This window comes from Paenibacillus sp. GL_099_B (assembly GCF_057835695.1).
Genome location: NZ_CM174430.1, coordinates 6,221,821 through 6,242,375 on the forward strand (window position 1 = coordinate 6,221,821; position 20,555 = coordinate 6,242,375).

Sequence of the window (20,555 nt, forward strand, 5' to 3'; positions counted from 1 at the left end):
TCAAAATTGAAGTTATTATTGTGAACCGAATCCTACCAACGGTAGTGAGCAAACGCTTTGTTCGCTTCAGCCATTTTATGCGTATCTTCACGTTTTTTAACGGAAGCGCCTGTGTTGTTGGAAGCGTCGATGATCTCAGCCGCCAAACGCTCTTCCATTGTTTTCTCACCGCGGTTGCGGGAGTAGTTCACGAGCCAACGTAATCCCAAAGCAGTACGTCTCTCTGGTTTTACCTCGATTGGTACTTGGTAGTTGGCACCGCCGACACGGCGAGCTTTAACTTCCAGGACTGGCATGATATTTTTGATTGCTGCTTCAAATACTTCCATAGGGTCATTACCCGTACGTTCTTGAATCAACTTAAACGCATTATACAGAATGCTTTGAGCAACACCGCGTTTTCCGTCGAGCATGATGCGATTGATCAAACGAGTAACCAGCTTGCTGCTGTATACCGGATCTGGCAACACGTCTCTTTTCGTAACTGGACCTTTGCGTGGCATGGATATCCCCCTTTCTTTCTTCATGAGCACATCCTACACCTCCTGGGATTAACCCAGAAGATATTCAGGACTGCTACTTATAATATTTTAGGCTTTTTTAGCTTTTGGACGTTTAGCACCGTATTTCGAACGAGCTTGCATACGGTTGTTCACGCCTGCAGTATCAAGAGCTCCGCGAACGATGTGATAACGAACCCCTGCAAGGTCTTTAACTTTACCTCCACGGATCAAAACAACACTGTGCTCTTGAAGGTTATGTCCGATACCCGGGATATAAGCAGTTACCTCGAGACGGTTCGTCAAACGAACACGGGCATACTTACGAAGTGCAGAGTTTGGTTTACGTGGAGTCATTGTACCTACACGAGTGCAGACACCACGTTTTTGTGGGGCACTGATGTTAGTTGATTCACGTTTCAAAGCATTGAACCCTTTTTGCAAAGCTGGTGATTTGGACTTATCAACTTTAGCTTGACGTCCTTTACGTACCAGTTGGTTAATAGTTGGCATGTGATTGCCACCCCCTTCCTCAATTTTTCATGTTTCTTTATAAACCTCTTACGCTAAGTCCACAGACCCAGGCGGTTCATAAAAAGACAAATGAAAAGTTTTTGCCTTGGAGAATCCCTAAAAGTTCTCGGACAAAAACGTTCCTTACCGTATCATTTTACGACAGCAGCCATTGCTGCTCCTACTCCAATCCCGCAAGCTTTGCCGAGATTTTTCATTGTGTCCACTTTCGTGCACTTCACATTGTGTTGTTCACACAAAGCAATGATTTTGGAAGTAAGCTGCGGATCACAATCTTCAGCCACATAAACTTCAGAAGCCATACCTGTCTGAACCATCCGCGTGGTCTGTTTGGTACCTATTTTGACATGAGCATCTTGCAGACCTTTTTCATTAGACATTGTTCATTCCTCCGAATAGGACCAAATACAATCAGCTACTCACGCACCTTTGATATATTAGCATCTAACGCAAGCAATGTCAATGCTAATCCTAAAATATTTCATTTAAAGTTTTGCCTCGCCGGGAACGCCCTTCTGTATGAAACAGCCGTCGCCTCCCGGCGTACAAAACTTTAGTTCACCCTTATAATAAGGATGAATCTAGTGAAATATCTTAATCAACCGAAACTGGCTCAAGTTCTTCTACCGAAGATTGGCCATCTTCCGGCTCAGCAAATTTGATGCTGCGGTAACGGTGCATACCTGTACCTGCAGGAATCAGTTTACCGATGATTACATTCTCTTTCAGACCGAGCAACTGATCGACTTTACCTTTGATCGCTGCATCTGTCAGTACACGTGTAGTCTCTTGGAACGAAGCCGCCGAGAGGAAGGAGTCTGTTTCCAAGGATGCTTTCGTAATACCGAGCAGAATTGGTTTTGCAACCGCTGGCTCTTTATCACTCAGAATCGCTGTTTTGTTAGCTCTTTCGTACTCATGCATATCAACGAACGATCCTGGCAACAGCGTTGTATCTCCTGCATCGACGATGCGGATTTTACGCAGCATTTGACGGATCATAACTTCAACGTGTTTATCATTTATTTCTACGCCTTGGTTACGATATACGCGTTGTACTTCCTGCAAAATGTAGTTTTGTACGCCACGTATGCCTTTAATGCGCAGCATTTCTTTTGGATCGATGGAACCGTCTGTCAACTCGTCACCCGCTTCAATTTCCATGCCTTCGCTTACACGCACACGGGAACCGTAGGTAACGGCGTATACTTTGGATTCCGCTTCACCTTGAATTTCGATTTCACGACGATCTTTCGTCTCGCGAATCTCTTTAACCACACCATCAATCTCACTAATCGTTGCTTGACCCTTAGGATTACGAGCTTCAAACAACTCTTGGATACGTGGCAAACCTTGCGTAATATCGTCTCCGGCTACACCACCGGTGTGGAAAGTACGCATTGTAAGCTGTGTTCCTGGTTCACCAATGGACTGTGCTGCAATAATCCCAACTGCTTCACCGATCTCCACGTGTTTACCTGTCGCCAAGTTGCGACCATAACACTTCTTGCAGACACCATGACTTGCACGGCAGCTGAGTACAGAGCGGATTTGCAATTTGGTTATGCCTGCTTCGATGATAGCCTCTGCTTTGTCGGAGTCAATCAATTCATTGCGACCTACAATAATTTCTTTCGTTTCCGGATGACGTAATGTCTCGAAGCAGTATCTACCTTCAATACGGTCGTAGAGATCTTCAATAACCTCTTTACCATCCTGGATACGACTTACTGTAAAGCCTTTATCTGTACCACAATCATCATCACGCACGATTACGTCTTGCGCTACGTCTACGAGACGACGAGTCAAGTAACCTGAATCCGCTGTACGCAGAGCCGTATCCGCCAAACCTTTACGCGCACCGTGAGTCGAGATGAAGTACTCGAGTACCGTCAGACCTTCACGGAAGTTTGATTTGATTGGGAGTTCAATGATTCGACCGGATGGGTTGGCCATCAGACCACGCATACCGCCCAATTGGGTAATTTGCGATTTGTTACCCCGTGCTTTGGAATCCACCATCATCATGATGGAGTTATAACGATCCATGGACTTCATCAGAATTTCAGTGATGTCATCTTTGGATTTTGACCAGATATCAATGATACGGTCATAGCGCTCTTCATTCGTGATCAGACCACGACGGTACTGATTCGTAACGATCTGTGCTTTTTCCTCAGACTGTCTAAGAATTTCAAATTTCTCAGGTGGAACGATAACATCCGACACCGCTACCGTGATACCGGCACGAGTGGAGTATGTGAATCCGAGTTGTTTGATTTTATCCAAAATAACGGCTGTTTCCGTTGTGTGATAAATTTCAAAACAACGTGCGATGATAGAACCGAGATATTCTTTGCCGACGCCACCAGCCAGAGGAGCGTTCATGATTGCTTCTCTAAGGTCAGCACCCTTCTCATAAACAAATGAATGCTCTGCAGTACCTTGGTACAGGTTCGCACGAGTTGCATCATTGATGTAAGGGAAGCTTGCCGGGAAGATTTCGTTAAAGATGATTTTGCCGATCGTAGTCAGCAACATTGCATCTTGCTGTTCATCAGTAAAGATTGTTTTGCCAAGTGCTTTAACCGGAATCGCTACACGTGCATGCAAACCAGCAGTACCACGTTGATACGCGGATACAGCTTCGTTAACCGTACGCAAGATCATGCCTGTTCCCTTTTCTTCCTTGTTGTCCATAGTCAGGTAGTAAGAACCAAGCACCATATCCTGGGAAGGGGTAACAACCGGTTTACCGTCTTTCGGGTTCAAAATGTTGCCTGATGCAAGCATCAGGATACGTGCTTCCGCTTGAGCTTCAGCGGACAATGGAACGTGCACGGCCATTTGGTCACCGTCAAAGTCGGCATTGTATGCCGTACATACGAGCGGGTGAAGACGGATCGCTTTACCTTCAACGAGAATCGGTTCAAACGCTTGAATACCGAGTCTGTGAAGCGTAGGGGCACGGTTCAGCAGAACCGGGTGCTCCTTAATTACTTCTTCAAGAACATCCCATACTTCAGGACTTACACGCTCAACTTTACGTTTAGCGCTCTTGATGTTGTGGGCAAGCCCTTTATTTACAAGCTCTTTCATAACAAAAGGCTTGAACAGTTCAAGTGCCATATCTTTAGGCAGACCACACTGATACATTTTCAGGTAAGGTCCAACTACGATAACGGAACGACCGGAATAGTCAACCCGTTTACCGAGCAAGTTCTGACGGAAACGTCCTTGTTTACCTTTCAGCATGTGGCTGAGGGATTTCAAAGGACGGTTACCAGGACCCGTTACAGGGCGTCCACGACGGCCGTTGTCGATCAATGCGTCAACAGCTTCCTGCAGCATCCGTTTTTCATTTTGCACGATAATGTCTGGCGCGCCCAAGTCAAGCAAACGTTTCAGACGATTGTTCCGGTTGATTACACGGCGATACAGGTCATTCAGGTCAGACGTTGCAAAACGTCCACCATCCAGCTGTACCATTGGACGAAGTTCCGGTGGGATAACAGGAAGTACATCCATGATCATCCACTCAGGTTTATTACCCGAGTTGCGGAACGCTTCAATAACTTCCAGACGTTTGATTGCACGGTTACGACGTTGTCCTTGTGCAGTGCGGAGCTCTTCCTTCAGGAATTCAAGCTCTTTATCCACATCAATGTCTTGAAGCAGTTTCTTAACCGCTTCTGCACCCATGCCAGCGTGGAATCCATATCCGTATTTCTCACGGTAGCTGCGGTATTCTTTCTCGGACAACAGCTGTTTTTTCTCCAGTGGAGTTTCTCCTGGATCAGTTACTACATATGATGCAAAATAAATAATCTCCTCGAGAGATCTTGGAGACATATCCAGAGCGAGACCCATGCGGCTCGGAATACCTTTGAAGTACCAGATATGCGATACCGGAGCAGCGAGCTCAATATGGCCCATCCGTTCGCGGCGTACTTTCGCACGTGTGACTTCAACGCCACAACGATCACAGACAACGCCTTTATAACGCACGCGTTTGTATTTACCGCAATGACATTCCCAGTCTTTTGTAGGGCCAAAAATCTTTTCGCAGAACAGCCCTTCTTTTTCCGGTTTCAACGTACGATAGTTGATCGTTTCCGGTTTTTTCACTTCTCCGCGGGACCAAGAACGAATTTTTTCTGGGGAAGCAAGCCCGATCTTCATGTATTCGAAATTGTTGACGTCCAACAAGGAGCAACCCTCCTTAACCAAGTCCTGTATTCTAGGTTACGCCCCCTCCGGCCGAAGCCGGAGCAAGACGCGAGCCTGATGAAAAACGCCGGTCATCATGCGCCCGAAGCGGTTACTCCGCTCCGACCTCTGTACCCTCAAGGTTGAGGCTGAGCTTATCGCTCGCAGCGTCATCTTCATCGTCCATTTCTTTCATTTCAATCTCTTGCTCATCTTCGCTCAAAATCTTAACGTCCATACCCAAGCTTTGCAGCTCTTTGATCAATACTTTGAATGATTCAGGAACACCTGGTTCAGGAACATTCTCGCCTTTGACGATGGATTCATACGTTTTCACCCGACCTACAACATCATCGGACTTAACAGTCAAGATTTCTTGCAGTGTATAGGCCGCACCATAAGCCTCAAGCGCCCATACTTCCATCTCCCCGAAACGTTGTCCACCGAACTGAGCTTTACCACCCAGAGGCTGTTGCGTAACGAGTGAGTAAGGACCTGTGGAACGAGCATGGATTTTATCGTCAACCATGTGCGCCAGCTTGATCATATGCATGACGCCGACAGTAACTTCACGTTCGAACTCTTCTCCCGTACGACCATCGTACAGAACGGTTTTACCATTTCGTTGCATACCTGCTTCTTCCATCGTATCGAAGACGTCATACTCCTTCGCTCCGTCGAATACAGGAGTAGCTACGTGAATACCGAGCTGCATGGCTGCCATACCCAAGTGAACTTCAAGCACTTGACCGATGTTCATCCGGGAAGGTACGCCCAGCGGATTAAGAACGATTTGAACTGGTGTTCCGTCCGGCAGGAAAGGCATATCTTCTTCCGGTAGGATACGGGCCACGACCCCTTTGTTACCGTGACGTCCGGCCATTTTATCACCCTCGGAAATTTTCCGTTTTTGAGCGATATAGACACGAACGAGTTGGTTAACACCTGGAGGCAGTTCATCACCGTTTTCACGGGTAAAGACTTTTACATCAACTACGATTCCGTCAGTACCGTGAGGTACACGCAGGGAAGTATCACGTACTTCACGCGCTTTCTCACCGAAGATCGCATGCAGGAGACGTTCTTCTGCAGTCAGTTCCGTTACACCTTTTGGTGTTACTTTACCAACCAGAATGTCACCGGCACTGATTTCAGCACCGATACGGATAATACCACGCTCATCCAGATTACGCAGCGCTTCTTCCCCTACGTTCGGGATATCACGTGTGATCTCTTCAGGTCCGAGCTTAGTATCACGTGCTTCAGACTCATATTCCTCGATATGAATGGATGTATACACATCTTCTTTAACGAGTTTTTCGCTGAGCAAGATCGCATCCTCGTAGTTGTAACCTTCCCAAGTCATGAAGGCAACCACTACGTTACGTCCCAGTGCCAATTCACCCATTTCCGTCGAAGGACCGTCTGCAAGGATGTCCCCAGCTTTGACAACAGCACCTCTTTTGACAATCGGACGTTGGTTAATGCATGTTCCTTGGTTCGAACGCATAAATTTGTGTAATTTATATTTAACGATGTCGCCTTTGACTTCTTGACCATCAACTTCTTCAATACGACGCAACCAAATCTCATTCGCAGAAGAACGTTCAATAATCCCGTCATATTTGGAGACAATACATACACCGGAATCTTTCGCGGCTTTATGTTCCATACCTGTTCCGACCAGCGGAGCTTTAGGAATCAAGAGTGGAACGGCTTGCCGCTGCATGTTCGATCCCATGAGCGCACGGTTGGAGTCATCGTTCTCAAGGAACGGAATGAGCGCTGTAGCGACAGATACAACTTGCTTAGGAGATACGTCCATGTAGTCAACACGTTCACTCGGCATCGTAAGGATGTTATCCGACTGTTTGTTGTAACGTACAATGATCGCTTCTTCAGCAAAAGTACTGTCTTCATTCAGCTTCGCATTCGCTTGAGCAATTACATAGTTGTCCTCTTCGTCTGCTGTCAGGTAATCGATTTGCTCGGTTACGACACCAGTCTTCGGATCTACCCAGCGATAAGGTGCTTCAATGAATCCATATTCGTTCACACGGGCAAATGTCGACAAGGAGTTGATCAAACCAATGTTTGGTCCCTCTGGTGTCTCGATTGGACACATCCGGCCATAGTGGGATGGATGCACGTCACGGACTTCCATGCCGGCACGCTCACGTGTCAAACCACCCGGTCCGAGTGCGGACAGACGGCGTTTATGTGTCAACTCACCCAGTGGGTTTGTTTGATCCATAAACTGCGACAATTGGGAGCTACCGAAGAACTCTTTAATGGATGCGATAACAGGACGTATGTTAATCAAAGCCTGAGGCGTGATTACGTTAGCATCCTGAATGGACATTCTCTCACGAACCACACGTTCCATACGGGATAAACCGATACGGAATTGGTTTTGCAAGAGTTCACCAACCGAGCGGAGACGACGGTTACCCAGGTGATCAATATCATCTGTGCTTCCGATGCCATGCAGAAGGTTAATGAAGTAACTGATGGAGGAAATGATATCAGCCGGTGTAACGTTCTTCACTGATTTATCAATGTTAGCATTGGCAATCAGTTTAACGACCTTACCATCCTCAATCGGTGAAAATACATCAATCGTTTGCATCGGGATATCATTGGCATCCAAAACGCCGTTAGCGACGTGATATGTGCGGAAACCAACGCTCTTCTCCAGTTGCGACATGATTTCATCCAACAGACGACGGTCTATCATTTGACCCGCTTCAGCGATAATCTCACCAGTTTCAGTGTCCACAAGAGACTCAGCCAAACGTTGGTTGAACAAACGGTTCTTGATGTGAAGCTTTTTGTTGATTTTGTAACGACCCACATTAGCCAGGTCATAACGTTTTGGATCAAAGAAACGGGCTACGAGCAAGCTTTTCGCATTATCCAGCGTTGGTGGCTCGCCCGGACGAAGGCGCTCATAAATCTCAATCAGCGCTTTCTCCGTGGAATCCGTATTGTCTTTGTCCAGCGTATTGCGAATATATTCGTCATTACCGAGCAGATCCAGAATCTCAGCGTCTGTGCCAAAACCAAGTGCACGCAGGAGAACCGTCACCGGTATTTTACGTGTGCGGTCGATCCGGACGTAAACAACATCCTTCGCGTCCATCTCCAGTTCGAGCCAAGCGCCGCGGTTAGGAATAACTGTAGCGGTATACGTTTTTTTGGCGTTTTTATCTACTTTGGTACTGAAGTAAACGCTAGGAGAGCGAACCAACTGGCTGACAATAACCCGTTCCGCACCATTAATAATAAATGTGCCGGTGTCGGTCATCAGCGGGAAATCTCCCATGAATACTTCCTGCTCTTTGACTTCGCCGGTTTCCTTATTAATGAGCCGGACTTTGACCCGAAGCGGTGCTGCATAAGTAACGTCACGCTCTTTCGCGTCGTCTACTGTATACTTCGGTTCACCGAGACTGTAATCGATAAATTCCAAAATCAAGTTACCTGTAAAATCCTGGATCGGCGAGATATCCTGGAACATTTCGCGCAACCCTTCCTCCAAAAACCAATCGTAAGATTTTTGTTGGATCTCAATCAGGTTCGGAACTTCGAGTATCTCGTTAATTCGTGCATAACTGCGCCGAGTGCGTCGACCATATTGAACAAGATGTCCTGCCAACTTAAACTCACCCCTCAATGTCTACTCACTTTAAAAATTTCGTTGCGAACCTCTGTTTGTAACCTTATAATGGTACACATACAGAGCAAAGCAATGCATCCACAAATAAAGAAAAGCCCTTACTCGAATGTCGTTCGAAAAAAGAGCAACTTTGATCGGCGGATGTCTTTCCAAATCATACTTATCCCCAGTTTGCCCAAAATGTACATATTATACGCCAAACGTAGGCATAATAAGCCCGTTCGGCGTAAAAAAGGTTGACATTTTTAGTTAGCTAAAGCCAAATAGGGCATCTTAATACTGACATTTTACAATAATACCACGACCTGAATTTCAAGTCAATAGTCCTATTGCAAAAAAAATACTACCCTGCTTACTTTACAAATCAGGATTTAGCCAAAAGGCGCCTCTTCCAATTTTACCGCTTTGAAAATTCGGTAGCCTTTATCCTTCGTTACTTCCTCCACTCGTCCAAAGAGAGATTCCAGCTTCGCTTTTGCCGAAGGTGCTCCCTGCTTTTTCTGAATGACAACCCATAACGCTCCGTCCATCTTCAAATGACGATATGCCTGTTCAAAGATCGTATGCACGGTTTCCTTACCCGCACGGATCGGAGGATTGGTGAGAATCGCGTCAAAGTCTTCCTTTTTAACTTCAGCCAGAAGATTACTTTGCATAACCGTTACATTCGTTATGCCGTTCGCTTTTGCATTTTCCCTGGAAAGCTCAACCGCTCTCTCATTGATATCGATCATGGTGACATGTCCATCCGGTACAAGTTTAGCTGCTGTAAGACCAATAGGTCCATACCCGCAGCCCACATCCAGTACATGAGCTCCAGCAGGCAACTCTATAGCATCAATCAACACTCTGCTGCCGTAATCGATTCCGTTTTTGGAAAATACCCCTGCATCCGTAACGAGACGTAATTTCCATCCGCGTAGCTCCGCTTCTGTAGCCCGTCTGTCATGTGCCACCTGCGGTTTGTCCGAATAATAATGATTGGACATGTCCTCACTCACTTTCCTTTTACAATTACAGCAACAAACCCCTTGATATAAGTCAAGGGGTTTGTTGTTTTGTTCATCTAGCTAATGAAAGCTAAATTATTTAACTTCGATTGAAGCGCCTGCTTCTTCAAGCTTAGCTTTAACCGTTTCTGCTTCTTCTTTGCTAACTTTTTCTTTCAATGCTTTTGGAGCATTGTCAACTACTTCTTTCGCTTCTTTCAGGCCAAGACCTGTGATTTCGCGAACTGCTTTGATAACGTTGATTTTGGAAGCACCAGCGCTAGTCAAGATTACGTCGAACTCGGATTGCTCAGCTTCAGCTGCAGCAGCTCCGCCACCTGCAACAGCTACTGGAGCTGCAGCAGTTACGCCGAATTCTTCTTCGATTGCTTTAACGAGATCATTCAATTCCAGTACAGTCATGCCTTTGATTGCTTCCAAGATTTGCTCTTTACTCATGATTGAACCTCCATATATAATATTATTTTTTTTGTATTTCATCACTGCCTAAGCAGCATTCAGATCAAGTTGCTTACGCGCCTTGTTCTTCTTTTTCAGCAACAGCTTTAACCGCAAGCGCGAAGTTGCGCACTGGCGCTTGAAGCACGCTGAGGAGCATGGAAAGGAGACCTTCGCGTGATGGCAATTCTGCCAACGCTTTGACTTCTTGCACTCCAATTACGCGACCTTCTACAACTGCACCTTTCAATTCCAGTGCATCGTTCTTTTTCGCGAAGTCGTTCAGAATTTTGGCTGGAGCCACTACGTCGTCTACGCTGAATGCAATTGCACTAGGACCTGTCAGTACTTCGTTAAGTTCTGTCAGTTCTGCTGCAGCTGCTGCGCGGCGAAGCAACGAGTTTTTCAGCACTTGGAATTCGATTCCGGCTTCACGAAGCTGCTTACGCAGCTCAGTTACTTGGGCAACGTTCAAACCGCGATAGTCAACAACAACACTAGTAACGCTCTCGCGCAATTTTGCTGTTACTGCATCAACGGACTCTTGTTTTGCTTGAATCACTTTTGCGTTTGCCAAACTGTACACCTCCTGATCAAATTTATCCCATTAAGAAAAGCCTCCGTAGAATCACGAAGGCTTGATATATACTCATAACCGATTTTCATCGTTCTAAGTTCTATAATCACACCTCGGCAGGAAATTAAGCCAAAATGGCACCTACTGTCTACGGCAAGCATATTCAAATGTCAACGGTCAGTCACTCGGACTCACAACTTTTATAGAATATCAGAACAGGACAAGCCTGTCAAGCGATATTATCTAAAAGATGCTGCGTTCACGCGCGCGCCAGGGCCCATCGTGGAAGAAAGACTTACATTCTTCAGATAAACACCTTTTGCTGCCGCCGGTTTAGCACGAGTCAAAGCATCCATGAGAGCTTTAAGGTTCTCATTCAATTGCTCTGTCGAGAAAGAAGCTTTACCGATCGGTGCATGAATTTGACCTGCACGATCCAGACGATATTCGATTTTACCGGCTTTAATTTCTTGAACAGCCTTGGATACATCGAAAGTTACCGTTCCGGCTTTAGGGTTAGGCATCAGACCTTTACCGCCGAGCAGTCGGCCCAATTTACCTACTTCACTCATCATGTCTGGTGTCGCTACGCAGACGTCGAATTCGAACCAGCCTTGTTGGATTTTGTTGATCATGTCTGCATCACCAACATAGTCCGCGCCAGCCGCTTCCGCTTCTTTCGCTTTGTCACCTTTTGCAAATACCAATACGCGTTGTGTTTTACCTGTGCCGTGTGGCAAGACAACAACACCACGTACTGCCTGGTCTTGTTTACGTGGGTCAACGCCCAAGCGTACTGCTGCTTCGATAGTTTCATCAAATTTTGCAGTGGCTGCCTTTTTCACAAGCTCTACAGCTTCTGAAGGCTCGTAAGTTGCTTCGCTGTCAATCAGCTTAGCAGCTTCCAGGTATTTTTTACCGTGTTTAGCCATGTTATATTCCTCCTTTGTGGTGTTAGCGGATATACCTCCCACATCAACCGGCCGCGAATCGGCCGGCTTTACGAAGCCATGTTTCAGATGAAAAATTAGTCTTCGATGGTGATACCCATGCTGCGGGCAGTACCTTCGACCATACGCATTGCAGACTCAACGTCAGCAGCATTCAGGTCAGGCATTTTTTGTTCCGCGATTTGACGTACCGCATCACGTTTAACGGTAGCGACTTTTTTCTTGTTCGGTTCGCCGGATCCTTTTTCTACTTTAGCTGCCACTTTCAACAGAACTGCTGCTGGTGGAGTTTTAGTAATGAAAGTAAAGGAACGGTCTTCGAATACTGTGATTTCAACAGGAATAATCAATCCCGCTTGATCGGCTGTACGAGCGTTGAACTCTTTACAGAATGCCATGATGTTGACACCTGCTTGACCCAAAGCTGGACCTACCGGAGGCGCTGGATTCGCTTTACCTGCTGGAATTTGCAGTTTTACCATTTTGATTACCTTTTTTGCCATGATTGACACCTCCTTGCAAAATAGTGGTTAACGGGCCTCTCAGCCCTCCCACAAGAAACTTGAAGAGACTATATCTTCTCCACTTGCGTGTATTCCAACTCAAGCGGTGTTTCCCGTCCAAACATGTTCACGTGCACTTTCAACTTGCTTTTGTCTACCAAGATTTCTTCCACGGAGCCCACAAAATTCGCAAAAGGACCAACTTTAATACGTACGGATTCCTTAATATCGAATTCAATTTTAGGCTTCGGCTCAACCATGCCCATGTGCTTCAGAATTTGTTCCACTTCTTCAGGCAGCAAGGCTGTTGGTTTGGACCCGGAACCTGTCGAACCGACAAATCCCGTAACACCTGGTGTGTTGCGAACAACATACCAAGAGTCATCCGTCTGGACCATTTCCACCAAGACATATCCGGGGTAAACTTTACGCATAACGGTTTTTTTCTTACCGTCTTTGTTTACCACTTCTTCTTCCATAGGAACAAGAACGCGGAAAATCTTGTCTTCCATGCCCATGGACTCTACGCGTTTTTCCAAATTGGCTTTGACCTTATTCTCATACCCTGAATAGGTATGAACGACGTACCATCTTTTTTCCATATCAAGCCACCTGGGACCCTTCTTAAATAATCGCTTCGATCACAGCGGAGATGCCGATATCAATGACCCAAAAAAATAGCGTCATAACCACAACAGTACCAAGAACGATCAATGTGTAGTTGGTCAGCTCTTTACGATTAGGCCAGCGAACTTTTTTAAGTTCAGCCCAGCTTTCAGAGAAAAAGGAAATCAGAGATTTGAAACTACGTTTCACGCCGACTACACCTCCAAAAAACTATCTGGTTTCGCGATGAGAAGTCTGCTCGTTACAAAACTTGCAAAATTTCTTCATCTCCATGCGGTCGGGGTGATTACGCTTGTTTTTTGTCGTAGTGTAATTTCTTTGTTTGCAGTTTGTACAAGCCAAAGTAATAATTACCCGCATGATGTACACCTCCCGAAGACTTCCACATTCAAGCGGAGTCTCTAAATTAATCCTAAAAAAAAGCCGCGAATTTAGGCCTACCTAAAACACTTTATCATAAGGGTATAACCATGTCAATGAAAGAATAGCCTTTCATCAATGGGTAAAAAGTTCCTATCAAACACATTCAGTTTCTCATCTCTGTTTTTCTCTTCTCCTGCATGGACCAAGCGATTACTAGTATAATCATTCTTTAACTTTATAAACTTGAGGCAGCAAAAAAAGACTCAAACCCCGAGCCTTTTCCGTCAACGACAACATGTGTTCAATTATCTCGAACTTCCAGGTACTTTTCAAGTTTACGCTTCACGCGCTGAAGTGCATTATCAATGGACTTTACATGCCTGTCCAAATCCACTGCAATCTCTTGATAAGATCTCCCGTCCAGATACAACATCAATACTTTACGTTCCAGATCACTCAGAATCTCAGACATCTTATCTTCCAGGCCCACAAACTCTTCCTGATTGATGATAAGTTCTTCCGGATCGCTGACCTGTGTTCCACAAATCACATCGAGTAACGTACGATCGGACTCTTCGTCATAAATAGGTTTGTCCAGTGATACATAAGAATTAAGCGGAATATGCTTCTGACGTGTTGCTGTCTTGATTGCCGTAATAATCTGTCGTGTAATACACAACTCGGCGAAGGCTTTGAAAGAAGCGAGCTTGTCCCCTTTGAAATCCCTTATGGATTTATAGAGTCCAATCATTCCTTCTTGAATGATATCTTCCCGGTCAGCCCCAATCAGAAAATAAGATCTTGCCTTGGCGCGTACAAAGTTACGATATTTGTTAATCAAAAACTCCAGCGCTTCGCTTTCACCTTCACGGACCGCTTCGACAATGTCTTCGTCACTTTGGTAATCATACTTGGATAACATGATATCTTTGAGGTCGACACTCACAGACAATCCCTCCGGCTGCAACGCAAGGTACCCCGTTACTCTACTCTATGAAATATAGGATCAGTATATATGATGGCACCTCACACCGTCAACCACGCTCTGCCTAAAAAAGAACATCAATAACATAATTGTCAAGAGTTTCAAAATTCTAATTTTTGTAAAACCGTGCTGTTATTCCCGGCGCCACCGCTCAAACTGCTTCAAAACATCCGGACTTAACTTCCCGCCAAGTGTATTTCGCGTTGCTTTAGCTTGATCTTCTTCCAAACGTTTCTGTAACTCTTTTTCGTTCTGCTCTACTTCGATCAGCAATTCCCTTGCGGATACACGCAGAGCTCCTTGTCCAAAAATGACATGCTGCTCTACCATATCGCTTGTAGCCACATAGATTTGGCGTCTTCGCGTGCTTAGTTCCCGAACGAGTCTCTCAATGCATTCGTCTGCCGTCTCTTTTTCCTTTGTAAAAAAGATCTGCACTTTGCTCTGTGTAAAGGATTTACCGAGTCCAGGCACGAGGTAGGCGTCAAAAACAACAATGACTCTCAAGCCGGAGAATGCCTGATAGTCGGCTAGTCGAGATAGAAGCCTGTTGCGGGCCTCCTCCAATCCACTCTCCGCCAATCTGGATAGCTCCGGCCAGTCACCAATCATGTTGTACCCGTCTACAAGAAGCACATCACGGGAATCAGCCATATCTTCTAGTCCTGCGCTTGGCGCGAGCGGAGCACTTCATACATGACAACACCCGCTGCCACGGAAGCATTCAGGGAATTAATCTGACCTTGCATCGGCAATTTGATCAATACATCGCATTTCTCACGAATGAGTCGTCCCATTCCCTTGTTTTCGTTTCCGATCACGAGGGCTACCGGGCCTGTAAAGACGCCGTTACCAAACACGCTCTCCTGAGCAGCAACATCCGTACCCACAACCCATACGCCCTCTTCCTTGAGACGGTCAATAGTTTGACCCAGATTGCTTACACGAGCCACTGGCACGTACTCAACAGCACCTGCTGAAGTTTTGGATACAGTCACTGTAACTGCAGCTGAGCGCCGTTTGGGCACAATGACACCATGCGCTCCCGTGCAGTCGGCCGTCCGTAAAATTGATCCAAGATTATGTGGATCTTCGATCTCATCCAGCAAAATCAAAAATGGATGTTCATTTTTAGCAGCCGCTGCAGCAAGAATGTCTTCAACCTCTACATAAGCGTAAGGAGCCGCTTGCGCCACCACACCCTGGTGTTGAATACCCGGCACTGTTTGATCCAGTTTACGCTTGTCTACGTGCTGAATGACAACACCTAATTTTTTTGCTTCAGCGATAATAGGCTGCGTCAAATGTTTTTGCGCTGTATCTGCAATCCATATTTTATTAATGGTCCGGCCTGAACGCAGCGCCTCCGTTACGGAGTGCTTACCGGCGATCCATTCTTCTTCCATCTTTGTTCGATCCTCTCTATAACGCCCTGTGATTTACTGCACCCTAAGCGGCGCACCCTACAGAAGCGGCTTTGTTGTAATTTATATTATTTTGTCGGTGATTGCGAATTTTGTTCCGCATGCTCGATACCCCGGCGAATCAGTTCAATCATGCGATCATGCCGACCACTGCTATACAGGTAACCGATCAGACACTCCAGAGCAGTGGCATGTCTATACTCCAAAACGTCTGCGTTTTTGGGAATACTGCCAGACTTGGCATTACGACCTTGTCTGACAATGTCACGTTCTTCCTCGGTCAGCTCAGCCTCAATACCTGTGAGAATACGACTTTGTGCCTTCGCCGATACCAAACCGGTCGCACTACGGTGCAGATGGTTGGGACGCATGTTGGCTTTGGATAACAGATACTGCCGTACGGCTACCTCATATACCGCATCACCAATATAGGCGAGAGCGATGGGAGGAATCAACCGTGCAGGCCGGGAGGGGGGATAAGGAAACCATCCTCCCTGGTCAACGCTCAGAGACTGTTCATCTGTCTGCTGTTCCTCCCGTTGCTCGGCATGCTCGACGGATTCAGACAACTTTTTCAGTTGTTCCTCGCTCATTTGCGCCGCCATCTCATTCCTTGAGCCGTATCCTCAAGCAAGATACCCTGCGCAGACAGTTCATCCCGAATTTCATCAGCCCGCGCCCAGTTTTTGGTTTTGCGTGCTTCGTTACGTTCTACAATTAGACGTTCGATTTCTTCGTCCAAAAGCTCTGGTTCAGCCTCGGTATAGATGCGAAGTACCGCATTCAACTCACTGAACAATTCCAGCAGAGCGCGAATGTCCGCAGCGTTTACCACATCTTGCTGCAACAGTTGGTTAGCTTCCCCAACCCACTCAAACATTGCCGTAATCGCATCAGGCGTATTGAAGTCGTCCTGCATTTTCTCATGATACTGCTGACGAATCTGCTCCAGTCTCGCTGCAAACTCAGCTGACACAGCCTGATCCACGCTCACAGCCTGCAAGCGATGATTAAGGTTACCTACGGCATTTGCGATCCGGTCCACACTATTCTGTGCCTGTTCCATCGTATCTTCCGTGAAGTTCAACGGATTGCGATAGTGAGTAGACAACATGAAATAACGAATGGCTTCGCGTTTATATTGATTGCGAAGGTCTTTGACAAGCACGCCGTTTCCGAGTGATTTCGACATTTTTTCGTTATCAATACGGATGAACCCGTTATGCATCCAGTAGTTTGCCAGTGGTTTGCCAGTCAACACCTCGGATTGAGCGCATTCGCACTCATGGTGCGGGAACTGCAAATCCTGTCCTCCGCCGTGAATATCCAACGTATCCCCCAGGTATTCCCGTGCCATGGCAGAGCACTCGATATGCCAGCCCGGACGACCATCGCCCCATGGACTGGACCAGAAAATCTCACCCGGCTTCGCAGCTTTCCAGAGGACGAAGTCTTCCGGATGCTCTTTGCGCTCATCTACACCAATACGAATTCCGAACTGTAATTCCTGAAGGTTTTGCTTAGACAGTTTGCCGTACTCCGCGAATTTGCCTGTGCGATAATATACGTCACCGCCATTTTCATAGGCGAAGTCCTTTTCAACCAGCTCACGGATAAAATCAATAATAAGCGGCATGTTTTCGGTCACTCTCGGATTACTGCTTGCCTTCGGAATACCCAGCCCTTCGAGGTCCTCGTAATAAGCCGCAATAAACTTCTCGGCGACATGAGGAACATCTGTACCAAGCTGCTCGGCTTTGCGAATGAGCTTGTCATCAACATCCGTGAAATTCACGACATAGTTCACCTCATGCCCGGTCTGTTCCAAGTATCCGCGAACCGTGTCGAAAAAGATAACTGGACGTGCATTCCCGATATGAATGTAATCGTATACCGTTGGCCCGCACACATACATTTTCACTTTCCCCGGCTCTTGGGGAACAAAATTCTCTTTGGTACGACTCATCGTATTGTAAATTTGAAGCGTCATAGTCACTTTCCTTTCATCCGTTTCCATCATTATTCTATTGTACCACGGGAAAACTCACTTTCACGGGTACTCTGCAAAGTACGCACTTCTTCACGCAATCGTTCGATTTCTTGCTGCATGCTGCGCAGGGAATCGATGACCGGATCGGGAAGCTGCTGGTTCAAACGGTCCACCCGACGGCCATCCTGCTTCACGATTCTGCCTGGTATGCCTACAACCGTGCTATTTGAAGGGACTTCCTTCAGCACAACCGAGTTCGCACCAATATTACATTGGTCCCCTACGCTGAAAGAACCCAGTACCTTCGCCCCTGATGAGATAACCACATTATTGCCAATTGTCGGATGTCTCTTCCCTTTTTCTTTACCCGTTCCGCCAAGTGTGACCCCCTGATAGATGACAACATCGTCGCCAATTTCACACGTTTCCCCAATCACGACGCCCATGCCATGGTCAATAAACAACCGATTGCCAATCGTAGCACCGGGATGGATTTCGATACCTGTCATAAAACGGCTGACCTGTGAAATGAACCGGGCGAAAGAAAACCATCTCCGCATGTATAAAAAATGTGCCACCCGGTGCGCCCATATCGCATGCAGCCCCGAGTAGGTAAATACAACCTCAAACCATCCCCGGGCCGCCGGATCGTTTTCAAACACCGCCTGGATATCTGATCTGATCTTCTTGAACATGCTCGTTCCCCTCTTGTTCAGGTCTTCGTCCTCCGGCTTTCCGGATGGCGCGGCCCTCATGGTAGTGTACTTCTGACTCGACCTAAATAGAAAACGCCCCTGCAGCTATTTAAGCTGCAGAGGCGTTTATCGCGGTCCCACTCTGCTCGGTTCATGCCTTAACATACAAGAACTAGGCTACCTGTTATAGCTGCCTCATATCCTTGCACAAGAATGAACCCTCAACAGTTCCGTAACGGGAACCAACCGTCACAACCTATCCTGACGTTTTCCTCTCTCCTACATAACGAGAGGCGGGGCCGGATTCGGCTATGCAGCTCACGGGTGCATTTCGACTGACGGACAGCGGATGGCTCACAGCCACCTTAGCAAAGAATCTTGTTCTTTACTGCGGGACCATCCTCTCTGAATCTGTCCGGTTCAGCCTACTTCTCCCGGTCTTTGCTGTTTTTATGATGAATGATAAAATCATACCATTTAACCTTTGTGTTGCTATTATAGCGAAAAGGTTATGGACTGACAACAATCTTCCTTCATATCGGTGGGAACGAAGTTCCATCCTTAAGTCAAAGTAGACTAAACAAGGGCGTTACTTACGCGCCTTTTACCTGAGCATGCAATCGATCAATGACCGTATCGCGGCCAAGCAGTACAATTGTTTGGTTCAGATCGCGGCCATGAGTCTGTCCTGTCAGAGCTACACGGATCGGCATAAACAGCTGTTTACCTTTAAATCCAGTCTCTTTCTGAACTTCTTTGATCAGCGCAGCCATCTTGCTTGGTGTAAATTCGTCGTTAGCCTGTACTTTATCAGCAAATGCCTTCAGAACAGTTGGTACCTGCTCCTCAGCCAGTACAGTAGCCCCTTCACTTTCCAGCTCCAGGTGGGAACGGAAGAACACTTCCGACAATTCCACGATATCGGAGGCAGAATTCATTTGCTCCTGGTAGAGATGAACAAGCGTATATGCCCATTCTTTTTGTTCAGGTGAGAGCTCAGTGGCAATACGTCCTGCTTTTTGCAGATGTGGAATCGCCATTTCAGCAATGCGATCTGGATCCGCATTTTTAATATAGTGATTGTTCAAGTGAGCCAGCTTGTGAGTATCAAATACCGCCGGGCTCTTGGACAGACGCTTCGTATCAAAAATGGAGATCAACTGCTCCTGCGAGAAGATCTCTTCTTCCCCCTCAGGCGACCAGCCAAGCAGGGAGATGAAGTTAAACATCGCCTCAGGCAGATAGCCGAGCTGATCATATTGTTGAATAAACTGAATAACGGACTCGTCACGTTTACTCAGCTTTTTGTGGTTTTCATTCACGATCAACGTCATATGACCGAACTGCGGCGGCTCCCAGCCAAGCGCTTCATAAATCATCAGTTGACGCGGTGTGTTAGAGATGTGATCCTCTCCACGCAAGACGTGGGAGATCTTCATCAGGTGATCATCCACAGCAACTGCATAGTTGTATGTGGGAATGCCGTCTTTTTTCACAATAACGAAGTCGCCGGATTCCTTGCTGTTGAATGAGATCGTCCCTTTTACCATGTCATCAAACGTATATATGCGTTCTTCCGGTACACGGAAACGAATACTCGCCACACGGCCTTCTGCTTCAAATGCGCTCTGTTGCTCCGGTGTCAGATCACGGTGTTTACCCGAATAACGAGGAGTTTCTCCACGTGCTGTCTGTTCTTCACGTTCTTGCTCCAGCTCTTCTTCCGTGCAATAACAGCGGTAAGCCAGACCTTTATCCAGTAGCTCCTGCGTATATTTACGATAGATGTCCAAACGTTCCGTCTGACGGTATGGTCCGTACTCGCCGCCAACATCAATACTTTCGTCCCACTCGATTCCGAGCCATTTCAGGTATTTCAGCTGACTTTCCTCACCACCGGCAATGTTGCGTTTCACGTCCGTATCCTCAATACGAATAATGAATTTGCCGTTATTATGTTTGGCATACAAATAGTTAAACAGCGCCGTACGGGCGTTCCCGATATGCAGGTGTCCCGTTGGACTCGGCGCATAGCGCACGCGAACTTCGGTGCTCATAATATCCCCTCCGT

The 20,555-nt window shown here is 46.6% G+C and carries 20 protein-coding genes and 1 other annotated feature; all 20 genes read right to left on the minus strand.

Going from position 1 to position 20,555, the window contains the following annotated elements; genetic code table 11:
• Positions 1-32: 32 nt before the first annotated feature.
• Complete coding sequence (gene rpsG, locus AC3ITG_RS28405; protein WP_024633590.1) at positions 33-503, minus strand: 30S ribosomal protein S7; 471 nt, start codon at positions 501-503, stop codon at positions 33-35.
• Positions 504-590: 87 nt separating this feature from the next.
• Positions 591-1,013, minus strand: a complete 423-nt coding sequence (gene rpsL, locus AC3ITG_RS28410) for a 30S ribosomal protein S12 (RefSeq protein WP_056697677.1) — start codon at positions 1,011-1,013, stop codon at positions 591-593.
• Positions 1,014-1,165: 152 nt separating this feature from the next.
• Positions 1,166-1,414 carry a ribosomal L7Ae/L30e/S12e/Gadd45 family protein gene (locus AC3ITG_RS28415; RefSeq protein ID WP_024633591.1) on the minus strand — a complete coding sequence of 83 codons (249 nt, stop codon included), beginning with the start codon at positions 1,412-1,414 and terminating at the stop codon, positions 1,166-1,168.
• 214 nt (positions 1,415-1,628) lie between these two features.
• Positions 1,629-5,243, minus strand: a complete 3,615-nt coding sequence (gene rpoC, locus AC3ITG_RS28420; RefSeq protein WP_413373795.1) for a DNA-directed RNA polymerase subunit beta' — start codon at positions 5,241-5,243, stop codon at positions 1,629-1,631.
• A 112-nt stretch (positions 5,244-5,355) separates the two neighbouring features.
• On the minus strand, positions 5,356-8,901 hold the full coding sequence (gene rpoB / locus AC3ITG_RS28425) for a DNA-directed RNA polymerase subunit beta (RefSeq protein ID WP_489251991.1): 3,546 nt from the start codon (positions 8,899-8,901) through the stop codon (positions 5,356-5,358).
• A 392-nt stretch (positions 8,902-9,293) separates the two neighbouring features.
• Positions 9,294-9,911 carry a class I SAM-dependent methyltransferase gene (locus tag AC3ITG_RS28430; RefSeq protein WP_489251992.1) on the minus strand — a complete coding sequence of 206 codons (618 nt, stop codon included), beginning with the start codon at positions 9,909-9,911 and terminating at the stop codon, positions 9,294-9,296.
• A gap of 96 nt (positions 9,912-10,007) precedes the next feature.
• Positions 10,008-10,370 (minus strand): 50S ribosomal protein L7/L12, encoded by a 363-nt coding sequence (gene rplL / locus AC3ITG_RS28435; RefSeq protein WP_024633595.1) that lies wholly within the window; start codon positions 10,368-10,370, stop codon positions 10,008-10,010.
• Positions 10,371-10,443: 73 nt separating this feature from the next.
• Positions 10,444-10,947, minus strand: coding sequence for a 50S ribosomal protein L10 (gene rplJ, locus AC3ITG_RS28440; RefSeq protein WP_063567419.1), 504 nt, complete (start codon positions 10,945-10,947; stop codon positions 10,444-10,446).
• A 23-nt stretch (positions 10,948-10,970) separates the two neighbouring features.
• Positions 10,971-11,119, minus strand: a sequence feature (ribosomal protein L10 leader region).
• A 67-nt stretch (positions 11,120-11,186) separates the two neighbouring features.
• Positions 11,187-11,879, minus strand: coding sequence for a 50S ribosomal protein L1 (gene rplA, locus AC3ITG_RS28445; protein ID WP_063567418.1), 693 nt, complete (start codon positions 11,877-11,879; stop codon positions 11,187-11,189).
• A 95-nt stretch (positions 11,880-11,974) separates the two neighbouring features.
• On the minus strand, positions 11,975-12,400 hold the full coding sequence (gene rplK, locus AC3ITG_RS28450) for a 50S ribosomal protein L11 (RefSeq protein ID WP_024633598.1): 426 nt from the start codon (positions 12,398-12,400) through the stop codon (positions 11,975-11,977).
• Between the two features lie 68 nt (positions 12,401-12,468).
• Positions 12,469-13,002 (minus strand): transcription termination/antitermination protein NusG, encoded by a 534-nt coding sequence (gene nusG, locus AC3ITG_RS28455; RefSeq protein WP_024633599.1) that lies wholly within the window; start codon positions 13,000-13,002, stop codon positions 12,469-12,471.
• Positions 13,003-13,024: 22 nt separating this feature from the next.
• Positions 13,025-13,216, minus strand: a complete 192-nt coding sequence (gene secE / locus AC3ITG_RS28460; RefSeq protein ID WP_053779219.1) for a preprotein translocase subunit SecE — start codon at positions 13,214-13,216, stop codon at positions 13,025-13,027.
• Positions 13,217-13,237: 21 nt separating this feature from the next.
• A complete protein-coding gene (gene rpmG, locus AC3ITG_RS28465) occupies positions 13,238-13,387 on the minus strand; it encodes a 50S ribosomal protein L33 (RefSeq protein WP_072735843.1) in 150 nt (49 codons plus the stop codon).
• A 304-nt stretch (positions 13,388-13,691) separates the two neighbouring features.
• On the minus strand, positions 13,692-14,336 hold the full coding sequence (gene sigH, locus AC3ITG_RS28470) for an RNA polymerase sporulation sigma factor SigH (protein WP_024633601.1): 645 nt from the start codon (positions 14,334-14,336) through the stop codon (positions 13,692-13,694).
• A 171-nt stretch (positions 14,337-14,507) separates the two neighbouring features.
• Positions 14,508-15,029, minus strand: coding sequence for an NYN domain-containing protein (locus AC3ITG_RS28475; RefSeq protein WP_063567417.1), 522 nt, complete (start codon positions 15,027-15,029; stop codon positions 14,508-14,510).
• A 5-nt stretch (positions 15,030-15,034) separates the two neighbouring features.
• Complete coding sequence (rlmB, locus tag AC3ITG_RS28480; RefSeq protein WP_489251993.1) at positions 15,035-15,781, minus strand: 23S rRNA (guanosine(2251)-2'-O)-methyltransferase RlmB; 747 nt, start codon at positions 15,779-15,781, stop codon at positions 15,035-15,037.
• Positions 15,782-15,867: 86 nt separating this feature from the next.
• Positions 15,868-16,392 (minus strand): Mini-ribonuclease 3, encoded by a 525-nt coding sequence (locus tag AC3ITG_RS28485; RefSeq protein WP_413373799.1) that lies wholly within the window; start codon positions 16,390-16,392, stop codon positions 15,868-15,870.
• On the minus strand, positions 16,389-17,789 hold the full coding sequence (cysS, locus tag AC3ITG_RS28490) for a cysteine--tRNA ligase (protein ID WP_489251994.1): 1,401 nt from the start codon (positions 17,787-17,789) through the stop codon (positions 16,389-16,391). Before cysS ends, AC3ITG_RS28485 begins: the two co-directional genes overlap by 4 nt.
• Positions 17,790-17,818: 29 nt before the next feature.
• Complete coding sequence (gene cysE, locus AC3ITG_RS28495) at positions 17,819-18,484, minus strand: serine O-acetyltransferase (RefSeq protein ID WP_489251995.1); 666 nt, start codon at positions 18,482-18,484, stop codon at positions 17,819-17,821.
• Between the two features lie 593 nt (positions 18,485-19,077).
• Positions 19,078-20,541: a glutamate--tRNA ligase gene (gene gltX, locus AC3ITG_RS28500; protein ID WP_489251996.1), complete on the minus strand. Its 1,464-nt coding sequence runs from the start codon at positions 20,539-20,541 to the stop codon at positions 19,078-19,080.
• Between the last annotated feature and the right edge of the window lie 14 nt (positions 20,542-20,555).